The sequence below is a fragment of the Clostridium niameyense genome (genome assembly GCF_001243045.1).
GTDB classification, from domain to species: domain Bacteria; phylum Bacillota; class Clostridia; order Clostridiales; family Clostridiaceae; genus Clostridium_F; species Clostridium_F niameyense.
Genome location: NZ_LN849007.1, coordinates 647,792 through 660,762, shown reverse-complemented (window position 1 = coordinate 660,762; position 12,971 = coordinate 647,792). Strand labels below are relative to the sequence as shown.

Below are 12,971 nucleotides of genomic sequence, written 5' to 3'. Positions count from 1 at the left end.
ACTATGTATGAAAAGAAATTTAATATAGATAATATATATAGTATTTTTAATTTAATATTACGAATGTTAATACTGTTAAATTTAGTACACAATATATCAGATAAGAACTACTATAATATACTTGTAGCTATTGCTGGTTTTGTATTAACCTTTATTCCTAGTTTAATATTTAAAATTATAAAAATAGAAGAAGATAAAAGTTTATCTTTTAGTATATTATTTTTTATATTTATATCTTTATATTTGGGTACCTTGCATAACTTTTATAGATTTTCTTGGTGGGACACAATGCTTCATACCATATCAGGTATAATTATAGGTCTCTTTGCAATAGTATTATTAAAAAAGAGAGACAGTAATTCCCGCCTTGAAAAATTTGATAAAGTATTTATAATAATATTTATATTATCTTTTACTGCTTTATGTGGAGTATTATGGGAAATATATGAATTTACAGCAGATACTCTATTTAATTTAGACATGCAAGGTGCAAAATTTACTGGTGTCACAGATACTATGGTAGATCTTATTGCGGATCTTATAGGATCTATAATTAGTTGTATTTATTATTATTTTACTTATGGTAAAAAAACTTTCAAGTCCTAAATTTTATAAACTACTTATATAAATTAAAATATTTTAATTTATATAAGTAGTTTTTAATTTGTTTAAATTCTAAAACTGATATAAACTAATATTAACAATATATAGAGGATGGTGTTATTAATGGACAATTTTGAAATACTTTTGGAAAAGTATGCCAATCTTATTGTAAAAGTGGGAATAAATATTCAAGAAAATCAAACTCTTGTAATTAATTCCCCTATTGAATGTAACTATTTTACAAGAATTGTAGCTAAAAAAGCTTATGAAAACGGAGCAAAAAATGTACATGTAAGATGGCATGATGAAGAATTAGCTCTTATAAAATATATGAATGCCCCAGAAAAAGCTTTTCATGAATTTCCTAGTTGGGAAGCTACTGGACTTGAAACTTTAGCTGAGGAGGGAGCAGCCTTTCTTTCTATATCTGCTTCAAACCCTGAACTTTTTAAAAATGTAGATCCTAAAAGAATTGCTATATCTAACAAAACTAAATCTACAGCTTTAAAAAAATATTCAAATTATATAATGAATAGTACTGTAACATGGTCTGTAATATCCATTCCTACAAAAGCTTGGGCTAAAAAAGTATTTCCTAATGATAACCCTGATATAGCCTTAGAAAAACTTTGGGGAAATATTTTTAAAATCGTAAGAATAGATAAAGAAAACCCTATTAAAGCTTGGGAAAATCATCTAGAAAACTTAACTAAAAAAGTAAACTTTCTAAATGAAAAAAACTTTAAAAAACTTTATTATAAATCTAAGGATACAGATTTAACAATAGAATTACCAGAAGATCATATTTGGTGTGGTGGTGGAGAATATAGTTCAAAACATATCTACTTTGTTGCTAATATGCCTACAGAAGAAGTTTTTACTCTTCCTTTAAAAACAGGTGTGAATGGAGTAGTTAAAAGTACTAAACCTCTTAATTATAGTGGAAATTTAATTAATAACTTTACATTAACTTTTAAAGAAGGTAAAATAATAGATTATTCTGCTAAAGAGGGTTATGAAACTTTAAAAAAATTAATAGATACTGATGAAGGTTCTCATTATCTTGGAGAAGTTGCTTTGGTTCCATATGATTCTCCAATTTCAAATTCAGACATAATATTTTACAATACCTTATTTGATGAAAATGCCTCTTGCCACTTAGCTCTTGGTGAAGCCTATCCTATTTGTTTAAAAAATGGAGATAATATGACTGAAGAAGAACTTGAAAAAGCAGGAGCCAATAATTCCTTAACTCATGTGGATTTTATGATAGGTTCACTTGACCTTAACATAATAGGTGAAACTAACTCTGGAGAAAAAATTGATATATTTAAAAATGGAAATTGGGCTTTTTAGAATTTAGGTAAAAAAAGCTGTATAAATTAATTTATACAGTTTCTTTTTTAGTTTTATTTTATTTTTCTAATCTTTCTTTACGAATTATTTTAATATCTGTATTAACTTTAATTTCTGAATCCATTATAACTTTATTCCAATTTGTTTTTGAATGTCTACCATATTTTGAAGCGGCTAAATTTCCTAATCCTAAAACATCTACTTTATATTGTTTTTGCATTTTGGAAATAAACTCCTCAGTAGATATATGTAAATTTTTTTCTAAATTATCTTTTAACTCTTTATCTGCTTTTTCACTACTTAGTCTGTATTTATTAGATTTATAGTTAATTACGTCTCCATCTATTTTAAGATTAATAATAAATTTATACCTACCATTCTCTCTATAACATTTAGCTTTTCTTTTTACATAACAATCTACTTCTGCATAATTATCTGGATCATCAATTATACTAATTATTCCCTTTGTTTTATTTTCCCTTAACAAGTTCATTGTCTGTAGCTCTTCGGAATTTATTTTTGTTACCATTTTATCTCCCTTAAAAATACCCATACCTGTTATTTCTAATCCATCTTCTTTTATTTCTATATAGGGCAAAACTAAATTTTTACCTTCCGAATTTAAATCCATATAAATATTTTTAATATCATATTTTTCTTTAGGGAAAAAATTATATTGTACTAGATTTTTAACTATCTCGTAAATATAATCAGAAGAAGTTGGATATCCATTTATCTTATATTTTAAAATCTCTTCTGGTTTTCCTGAACAAACTAGAAATACTGCAGAAGGATTTACATTAGGAATAAAATATAATAAATTAGATAAATCATCAATCCCCCTATTAGCCATTTTTTCACTTATTAAATAAACCTTCTCGTTGCCTAACAAAAACTTTCTATTGGATGATCTTTGCCTATATTGACGTGTTTTTAGTAAAGTTTCTCCTTTCCCTACATGTATAACATCTTTAACAACGCCTGTAGGTGTATAAATATAACTATCTATAGGTATAGCATAGTAATTTATTCCATCTAAGTGATTCTCTATATCATAGCCTATACCTGAAGGAATATCTAATTCTTCTATAAATCTTACATCTCCCCCATAATAATATAAATTTATAAAAGCTATCACTAATAAAATAATTGTAATTCTATATTGTGTTAATTTTTTCATTTTTATCTTCCTTTTTTAATAATACTACACAAAATATAATAGTTATATAAATGATATTAAATATTACATATATAATACTTAATTTGTTTATAAATTTTTTAACTATAGGAGTATCCGATGAAAGATTAACTACGATATTCATTATAATAAAAGTTACTATAAAAACTAATTTAGAATTTAATTTTTCAAATACAGAACTTAAAGAATAATTTAAAAAAAAAGCATGATTAGATATAGCCTTAAATATAATATTAATCCATAAAAACATAAATATATATTTAAAATTAAGTAATCCATGTAAATGAATATTTTCGATAACGGATAACACTGGCCATCTAAGTTTCGAACATACATCTGGTCCTAAATAATAAATACACATAAAAGTAAACCATAAATAAATAGCAATTATTATTAATGTGCCTTTTAAAAAACACTTCTTTATAGTATTTTTATCATTCATTAAAGGTACTATTAATAATATAACCTCCATTCCAGAAAAAGAATCTGCTGCCTTTAAACCACACTTTAATATATTCATAAAACCACTACTAAACATTGGTTTGATGTTTAAAATATTTCCATCCTTTATTGAGAAAGCTAATATAAAAATTAAGGGTAGAGAAATAAAAAATATAATTTGATTTATTTCACCAAGAGCTTTTATTCCCTTCGAAGCTGCATATATAGTTACTAATATTATTGGGAATACTAGTTTATTTTGTTTTAAAAATACTATTACATAAGTTCTTAACATATCACCTAATCTAGCTGTAATAAGTATGCTATTTAATAAAAATTGTATAGAAAATATAATTCCTAAAATATTTCCTATAGTTTTCCCTAAATATTTTTGTCCTACTTGAATTATATTAATATTTTTTTTATTTTTAAAAATAAAAAATGAACAAAAAATTATATATAACGGATAAATACTTCCTAATATTACTCCAATCCACCCATCATTATTAGCTATCTTAGTTACAGAAGCGGGCAAACTTAATACATTTAACCCTAATATAGAACCTACAATAATATATGTAACTTCACTTGGAGTCAGCAAATTACTTTTTTCCATTATATTCACTCCTGAATTTCCATCTAAAATTTGTCTGGCGCTTTGGATTTTTGTTAGGTATAGCTTCTGGTCTTTTGTTCATTTGCCATAATGGTTTTCTTATAAAGGTATCTTTCATATCAGATTCTCTCAAATTTAAGTAAGGTACTCCAAAACTATCTAAAGATGATAATTCAACTAATATAAAAAACCAACTTATAGCTAATCCTACTATGCCTAATGCATTGGTTAAAAATAAAATAGGAAACTTAAGTATCCTAACGGCTAAAGACATCTCATAATTTGGAATAAGAAATGTAGCAACTGTTGAAATTCCTACTATAAGCAAAGTAGTAGAGCTTACTAAATGGGATTTTATAGCTGCATCACCTATAATAATACCTCCTATAACACTCAGAGTCTGTGCTATTTTAGAAGGAAGTCTAATTCCACCCTCTCTTAAAAATTCTACTATTAACTCCATAGATACTATTTCCATTATAGGGCTTAAAGCTATGCCTATTCTTGATTGAATAATAGGTCCTATAAATTTATCCGGTAAAAGTTCTACATTAAATTTTATTAAACTTAAATAAATAGGTGTAATAGTTAAAACAATAATTGCAGCCAATATTCTTAAAAGCCTAGTAAAACTAGAAACTAAAAATCTTTCATTATATCCTTCTGGAGTCTGAAAAAATTCTATGAATATGGCAGGAAGAACCATACCATGAGGGGCTCCATCCATTATAACAGCCATTCTTCCTTCCATTAAATCAGCTTGAATTATATCTGGCTTTTCTGTTATAAAGGTTTGAGGAAATACAGTATACGTATTATTTTCTATATACTGTTCTAAGGTTCCTAACGATTTAACATGGTCTACATCTATAGCTAAAAGTCTATTTTTTATATCTTTAGCTAAATCATCATCTACAATATCTCTTATATAGATTAATGCTACATCAGTTTGAGATCTTCTCCCTATAACGAATTTTTCAATAACTAAACTACTATCCTTTATTCTTCTTCTTAATATACTTAAATTAGCCCTAATATCTTCATTAAAGGCCTCCTTAGGCCCTCTTAGAGAAGTTTCAATTTGTGATTCTGTTATTGCTCTAAAATCTTCACGCTTGGTATCTACAATTATAACCTCCGTGGTATTTGGAAATATAATAGCAGTATAACCTTGATTTATAGCATAAGAAACCTTATTAATATCTTTTTCTACGTATATACCAGTATAAAAAATATAATTTTCCATTAAATACTCAGCAATTTCTCCTACGGAACTTAAATTTTCCTGTGTATATAATAATAAGGGTTTCAATATATAATCACTAATTTTAGGATTATGTGCTAAATCTTTATTAAACATAAGTGCAATTGTTATTGGATTTTTTACACCAATACTGATTTTTTTTATTGTAGCTTCACCATTCTTTTCTACTTCATCCAATATGAACTTTGAATTTTCATCTAATATATTTTTCACATTATCACCACAATTAATTTATTATAATACTATTATTACCCAATAAAAAAATTTTAATTATAATTTAATCTTATTGATAAAATAAATATAAATATTTAATATAAATTTTTATTCAATAGAGCAATTAACATTATTTATAAATGTATCATTATAAAACAAAGAAAATGAAATCAATAATAGAATAATGATATAGAAGCTCTAACAGATTTAATAAGTTTCATAATAACATCCCTACTAGCAATTAGAGTAAATAAAAAACTAACATCAAAAAATATAGAGTTATTCAAAAAACTTTAAAACTTCTAGCTTGTATTTCCTAAAAATATAAGTTAGAAGTTTTAAAATCAGCTAAAGACTTTTAAAACATATAATATTAGTTCAATATATATTAATCTTTAAATTAAGTAAAAATATTTATAAGTTATTACCAACCTCTTTCAGCAAATTCTGTTTTTAATTCACTAATTTCAAGTCCAGACATAGCCCCTCCTAGATCTTCTGAAACCTCAGCTAGTATTTTAGGATTATTAAAATTAGCTGTAGCTTTTACTATAGCTTTAGCTCTTTTTTCAGGATTATCTGATTTAAATATCCCAGAACCCACAAATATGCCATCACAACCTAGTTGCATCATTAAAGCCGCATCTGCTGGTGTAGCAATACCTCCTGCTGCAAAGTTTACTACTGGAAGCTTTCCATTTTCGGCTACATACCCTACTAAATCAAAAGGAGATCCCATTTCTTTTGCTGCAGTCATAAGTTCCTCTTTAGGCATAAGTTGTAACTTTCTTATTTCAGAGCTTACAGTTCTCATATGTGTTACAGCTTCTATTACATTTCCAGTACCTGCTTCCCCTTTTGTTCTTATCATACAAGCCCCTTCTCCAATTCTTCTTAAAGCTTCTCCTAAATTTCTGGCACCACAAACAAAGGGAATTTTAAAATCTTTTTTGTTTATGTGAAAAGATTTGTCCGCAGGTGTCAATACTTCACTTTCATCTATATAATCTATATCTAATTCTTGTAGTATTTGAGCTTCTACAAAATGACCTATTCTAACTTTAGCCATTACTGGTATAGTAACCGCGCCCTTTATCTCCCTTATAATTTTGGGATCAGACATTCTGGCTACCCCACCTTCTTTTCTAATATCAGATGGAACTCTTTCCAGTGCCATAACTGCTACAGCTCCTGCCGCCTCTGCAATTTTTGCCTCTTCTTTATTAGTAACATCCATTATTACTCCACCTTTAAGAGTTTCTGATAATTTTTTGTTAAACATAAAAACGCCCCCTATACATTTGATTTCTTAATCACCATTATTATTTCATAAAAACATAACAGCTACAATTGTATGGGTACATTTATTTTATAAATAATTAAAGCTAAAAAGTAATTAAAATTACCTCTTAGCTCCAAATTAAAAATAGATGATTTTATTTTCTATTTTTAGCGACTTCTATATTTATTCTTCTTTTATTAAATCTTTTTCCTGATATATCTTTTATCATGTTTTCTGCTGCTTCTGGTGATACATCCATAAATGAGAATTTTTCTAATATGTCTATATCTCCAATTTCAGAAACATCTGTACTAGAATTTTCTTTTATGAAATTTAACAATACTTTAGGGTTTATATTATCTTTTCTTCCTAAATTTAGAAATAATCTTAATGTATTATCTGACTTTATTGAGTTCTTTGTATATTGTGAGCTTATTTCTTTACTTAAAATCATACTCATTAATGCCGAAGAAATATCTATTAAATCAAATCTATCACCTAAATTATTTACTATAGGAATAAACTCTTTATATTCATTACCTTTTAATATTTCTTCAAGATTACTTAGTAAATTATCAGATTTTTTTTCTAAAATATCTCCCACTGTTGGTACATCTTTTACGCGTATTTTACTCTTGGTAACTCTTTCTATATCTCTTATCATAGATCTTTCTCTAGAATTTATTAAAGAATATGCTATTCCTTTTTTGTTTGCTCTTCCAGTTCTTCCTATTCTATGAACATAAGATTCTACATCTTGAGTTATATCATAATTTATAACATGGGTTATGTCCTGAACATCAATGCCTCTTGCAGCTACATCTGTTGCTACCAAGAAATTTAAAGATGCATTTTTAAATTTCTTAAGGGTATTTATTCTTTGATTTTGTCTCATGTCCCCATGCATTCCTTCTACATTGTATCCATTTAATTGCATAGCTTCTACTAACTCATCTACACCCTTTTTAGTTCTGCAAAATATAATTGAACTTTTAGGTTCTTCTACATCTAGTATTCTAAATAAAGTTTCTAATTTATCTCTGTTCTTAACCTGAACATAGTATTGCTGTATTTTATCTACTGTCAAAGATTTTTTTATTATCGAAACATATTTAGTATCCTTCTTCATATTCTTAAGAGCCAATTTTTTTATAGCCTCAGGCATAGTAGCTGAGAATAACATAGTTTGTTTTTCTTCATTAGTTTGTTCTAATATAGTGTTTATATCCTCTATAAATCCCATATTAAGCATTTCATCAGCTTCATCTATAACTAAGTATTTAATTTTTGTAAAATTTACTGTTTTTCTTCTTATATGATCTAATACTCTACCAGGAGTTCCTACTACTATATCTACTCCTCTTTTAAGATCTTTTATTTGCTTATCTATAGATGAACCACCATATACAGTTAATATTTTTAAATCAGTATATTTTGATAATCTTTTTAATTCTGAAGTTATTTGAAGCGCTAATTCTCTAGTAGGTGTTAATATAAGTGATTTTATGCCTCTATCTTTATCATGTGATAATTCACTTATTATAGGTGCTCCAAATGCAACTGTTTTTCCTGTCCCTGTTTGTGCTTGTGCAATTATATCATACCCCTCTAACACTAAAGGTATTGATTGTTCTTGTACCTCCGACGGTTTTTCAAATTTCATATATTCTATAGCTTTTAATACTTCTTCGCTTAATTTTAAATCTTTAAATTTTATATTCTCCATAGAAAAATCCTTTCTTTTTTATTATTAGCTTAATCAAAAATGGCTGTTGATATGTATCAACAGCCATTTAATTTACTCTTTAATTATCTTCCGAAAGATCTGTTGTTATTTCTAGATTGTTTTCTAGCTTTTCTACATTCTGGGCATCTCTTTGGTTCATTTTCAAAACCTTTTTCTTTGTAGAATTCTTGTTCTCCCTCTGTGAATACGAATTCGTTTCCGCAATCTGAACATACTAAATTTTTATCTGCCATTTAAATACATCTCCTCTTTTTTAAGAATTAATTTAATAAACACAAATTTTCATTTAACATCTCTTAAAAAAGAAGAATGTAAATTTTTATATTTATTAAACTACCTTATAAATGTTAACACATATATATATATAATTCAAGTATTTTATTTTAATTGTTTATATTTTTCTTTATTAAGCCACATATCAGTATAAAAATAGGGATAAATACTTGAATTATTACACCATAGTAAGGCCATATGCTTTCTGAAAATTCCATAGATTCCATAATGCTTTTAAACATAATATTTGAAAATATAGTTACTATACAAACTACCCCTATCAAAATACTTTTATCATTTTTTAAACTAAATACATTTTTAATCCCTTTAAAGGCCCCCAATATACAAAAATTCAATTCAACAAATTGAATTATAGTAAAAGCTACTGCTACTATTATTTCTATCCTTTGAAACTCACCTTGAAATCTCAATCTTTTTATACAATCGTAACTAGAATAATAAAAAATTGAGTAAGCCTCTCCCCCTAATACCATTATATTTATAATTGTAGAAAGGATAGACACTATTCCTCCTATAATTAAGGGTTTTATAAATATATTTTTAGTTTTATTATTATAATCCACATAATCAAAAAATGTAGTAAATATAAAAATTTCACTAAAAGGATACATAACTAACTTAAAAGATTCCGTTAATATACTTTTGCCACCATGATAAAATATAGGATGTAAGTTTGCAAGTCTCATTTCAGGTATTAATAAAACCCAAGTTATACCTATACAAATCACTATAATTCTTATAAAAAAATGTGTCCAACTTGATAGAACCTCAATTCCTTCTAATAATATCCATACACTTAATATACTAATAAATATAGTAGGGAAAATAGAAGGAGTGTTAAAAAGTGATGTTAGTTTAATAAAATCAGTAAAATCATTTAGTATATAGGAGCCTAAAAATATTGAATGAAGTATAAGTATTATATTTAAAAGCTTTCCCAATATCCTCCCCAATACTATTTCAGATATATCATAAATATTCTTTCCTGGATATAAATTCATAACTTTTCCATACATAAAAGCAATAGGTATTGTACCTACAGCTGCTATAATTGAGGCTATCCATGCATCCTGTTTTATGGCATTTCCCATGTTAAACAATAAGTAAGCCCCTATAAAGTAGCAAAACATAAAAAGTTGCATTTGTTCATTAGATATACCTTCCTTATTCTTTATATCCATATTAATCTCCTACTTTTATATTTTTATTTGTTAATCCACTATATTTAATATTTAAATCTATAGATACATTTATTTTTGAATTTTCATACTCCCCCATCCAATACTTTGAAACTTCCTGCCATCTAATAGGTCTTCTTTTTTTAAATTCATTCCCAAACCCAATCAAATCACTTTTATATTCATATTGTAATTTTTCTATTAAATTATTACTTCTGTTTTTTAAACAATGTTCAACTTGATCTGTAAGTTCCTTTCTTTTACCTTTTGCTAAATAATTGGTTTGTGTTTCAGCTAATTCAGACATGGATACATTCATTTCTATATACATATCTATAACTATTTTATCTTCTTCTTCTTTAAGCCTTATTTTTCTTTTGAGATTCATAATTTCGAAGCTTACTGTTCCTGAATTAGGTAAAGATACAGGAATTACAAATTTGGGATCTTTGCCTTTTAAGATTTGTAATATTAATGTCTCATTTGGAGTTAGTTCTCCTACCATTCTTTCTCCTTTAAATACAGCTGTTCCATCCACCTGAAAATTAGTGCTACCATTTTTGTTAACTAAGCCAACCATGGGGGTCTCCGCAGATATCCCATTATTAGATATTCTTTGCATCAATTTGAATACTTCTATAGGCGTATATTCTCCTGTTTTGTTAGCATTTTTAATAGCATCTGATATATCATAGGACATTATTTTGTCCACATCCTTCTTATTACTAAATATATCTGATGCTTTACTAGTACTGGCCACTAATATCCACATATTATTTCGTGTCTCTACATCTCTATTAATCATATCGACAATTGGTATTATTCCTTCCATTGCAATAGACTTACTTACCATAATTATTTTTGCATGGGATAATTGAAGCATCTTACCTGTATTTTTAATTGCATCTCTAAATGCAAAATGTATAGTTTTGCCTCTACTTTGTACTATCTCTGACTTTATACTTTTAGAGTTTATAGAGGCTTCTAATACCTCTAATGTCAGTATGTATTCGTCAGTATTAATATCCTTATCTACAGCTATACCTGCTACATATTTAAAATCATTCATTTCTGTATAATCCCAACATCCACTTAAAGGCATAATAAATACCATTATCACACATAACACTGCTATTTTTTTTAAATACTTTTTCATTTATTATTCCTTCTCTTACCACAATTTTTAATTCTTATTCTATTTCTGGCAATAAATCTTGTTCTGTATTTCAAAAATCCCCAAGGTGCTCTTATAGCTGTATCTAATACATCATATTTATTTAAATCTATTAATTTTAACATATAAGGTATACCAAAAGTTTTTATTGACATTAAATGAATAACTAATCCCATCATTGCAAATATAACTCCATATAATCCTAAAATCGAGGCTAAAAGTAAAAATATAAAACGGGAAACAATCACTCCTGACCTCATATCATATAATATTAATTCACATATTCCTGCAATTGCTATTACAATTACTACTGGTGCACTTACAAACCTTGCATTAACTGCCGCATCTCCTAAGACTAATGCACCAACAATACTTACTGTAGCACCTATATGTTTGGGTAGCCTTATACCTGCCTCTCTTATTATTTCAAAAGTAATAATCATAATTACAGATTCTATTGCACTATTAAAAGGTACTCCTTCCTTAGCCAAATATATACTTAAAGCTAATTTAGTTGGAATTAACTCCTTATGATATGTAGTAAGAGCTACATAAACTGCTGGAGTACTTATGGTAAGTATAAATGCTATTACCCTTAAGATTCTATTCATAGATGCATAAATAAAATTTTCATAATAATCTTCATTTACTTGGAAATACTCAATAAATAAAAAAGGTAATGTGAGTACCACAGGAGATCCATCACATAATATAGCTATTCTTCCCTGTAGTAATTTAGATGCAATTACATCTGGCCTTTCTGAATAACCTATAGTTCTAAAAGGTGAATATGGATAATCAGAAATGAGATCTTGTATGGTACCACTAGAGAAAAAACCCTCTATATCTAAATTTCTCAATCTATGTTTTACTTCATTTAATATTTTTTCATTAGCTATACCTTCCATATAAGCTATACAAACCTTAGTATTAGTCCTTACACCTATATCCTTTAGATTTTGAAATTTTAAATTTGGCGAATTAATTTTTCTTCTTATTAAGGATACATTTGTATTTAAAGATTCAATAAATCCTTCCCTTGGCCCCCTTACTATAGTTTCTGATTGAGGCTCATCTATAGATCTAGTTTCCCATCCTTTAGTATTAAGAATAATTGCTTTACTAACATTTTCTATAAATAACACACTATCGCCATACAATATAGACCTTAAAATTAAGTCTATATCCTTTGTATCTTTTACATCATCAACTATTACTACTTCTTCTTTTATATAGTTTATAACACTATTACTATTGCATTTAAAATCATTTTTCATTAACTGACTTATAATATTTTCATTTATAATCCTTTTGTTTACCATACCATCTATAAATATTAAACAAAACTTTAAAGAGGAGTTTCTATTTTTAAAGCTTCTATATACTACATTATCATCATTATTAAGTAAATTATTTCTAAATAATTCTATATTTCGTTGAAGTGATTTTTCTAAACAATAATTGTTATTTTTATTATCATTATTTCCTATATTTTTTAATTTATTGTCCATTAAATCACTTCCTTTACATATTTTATTTTTATTATCTCCATATATTTTTTCCCTTATACACTGCTAAAAATAGTTAACTATTTAAATTATTAAA

Annotated in this window: 11 protein-coding genes; 2 read left to right on the top strand and 9 right to left on the bottom strand. The window is 26.7% G+C overall.

The features are described from left to right. The first annotated feature begins 3 nt into the window (after positions 1 to 3). Complete coding sequence (locus BN1711_RS04095; protein WP_050606914.1) at positions 4 to 606, top strand: DUF2238 domain-containing protein; 603 nt, start codon at positions 4 to 6, stop codon at positions 604 to 606. 120 nt (positions 607 to 726) lie between these two features. Next, positions 727 to 1,959, top strand: coding sequence for an aminopeptidase (locus BN1711_RS04090; RefSeq protein ID WP_050606913.1), 1,233 nt, complete (start codon positions 727 to 729; stop codon positions 1,957 to 1,959). Positions 1,960 to 2,017: 58 nt separating this feature from the next. Here BN1711_RS04090 and BN1711_RS04085 read toward each other — a convergent pair whose 3' ends face one another. The 9 genes from BN1711_RS04085 to BN1711_RS04045 form a co-directional block, all read right to left on the bottom strand. Then, positions 2,018 to 3,139 (bottom strand): Ger(x)C family spore germination protein, encoded by a 1,122-nt coding sequence (locus BN1711_RS04085; RefSeq protein ID WP_050606912.1) that lies wholly within the window; start codon positions 3,137 to 3,139, stop codon positions 2,018 to 2,020. After that, positions 3,117 to 4,214 carry a GerAB/ArcD/ProY family transporter gene (locus tag BN1711_RS04080; RefSeq protein ID WP_050606911.1) on the bottom strand — a complete coding sequence of 366 codons (1,098 nt, stop codon included), beginning with the start codon at positions 4,212 to 4,214 and terminating at the stop codon, positions 3,117 to 3,119. Before BN1711_RS04080 ends, BN1711_RS04085 begins: the two co-directional genes overlap by 23 nt. Then, positions 4,201 to 5,691, bottom strand: a complete 1,491-nt coding sequence (locus BN1711_RS04075; RefSeq protein ID WP_050606910.1) for a spore germination protein — start codon at positions 5,689 to 5,691, stop codon at positions 4,201 to 4,203. Before BN1711_RS04075 ends, BN1711_RS04080 begins: the two co-directional genes overlap by 14 nt. Before the next feature lie 424 nt (positions 5,692 to 6,115). Then, complete coding sequence (gene pdxS / locus BN1711_RS04070; RefSeq protein ID WP_050606909.1) at positions 6,116 to 6,973, bottom strand: pyridoxal 5'-phosphate synthase lyase subunit PdxS; 858 nt, start codon at positions 6,971 to 6,973, stop codon at positions 6,116 to 6,118. Positions 6,974 to 7,127: 154 nt separating this feature from the next. Beyond that, entirely contained in the window at positions 7,128 to 8,699 is a 1,572-nt protein-coding gene (locus BN1711_RS04065) for a DEAD/DEAH box helicase (protein WP_050606908.1), read from the bottom strand. An 83-nt stretch (positions 8,700 to 8,782) separates the two neighbouring features. After that, the gene (locus tag BN1711_RS04060) at positions 8,783 to 8,953 is read right to left on the bottom strand and encodes a zinc-ribbon domain-containing protein (protein WP_050606907.1); all 171 of its coding nucleotides are present in this window, start codon (positions 8,951 to 8,953) and stop codon (positions 8,783 to 8,785) included. Positions 8,954 to 9,103: 150 nt separating this feature from the next. After that, positions 9,104 to 10,195, bottom strand: a complete 1,092-nt coding sequence (locus BN1711_RS04055) for a GerAB/ArcD/ProY family transporter (protein WP_050606906.1) — start codon at positions 10,193 to 10,195, stop codon at positions 9,104 to 9,106. Position 10,196: 1 nt separating this feature from the next. Next, complete coding sequence (locus BN1711_RS04050; protein WP_050606905.1) at positions 10,197 to 11,348, bottom strand: Ger(x)C family spore germination protein; 1,152 nt, start codon at positions 11,346 to 11,348, stop codon at positions 10,197 to 10,199. Next, positions 11,345 to 12,877, bottom strand: a complete 1,533-nt coding sequence (locus BN1711_RS04045) for a spore germination protein (protein WP_050606904.1) — start codon at positions 12,875 to 12,877, stop codon at positions 11,345 to 11,347. The genes BN1711_RS04050 and BN1711_RS04045 overlap by 4 nt, the downstream gene beginning before the upstream one ends. Positions 12,878 to 12,971: the final 94 nt, after the last annotated feature.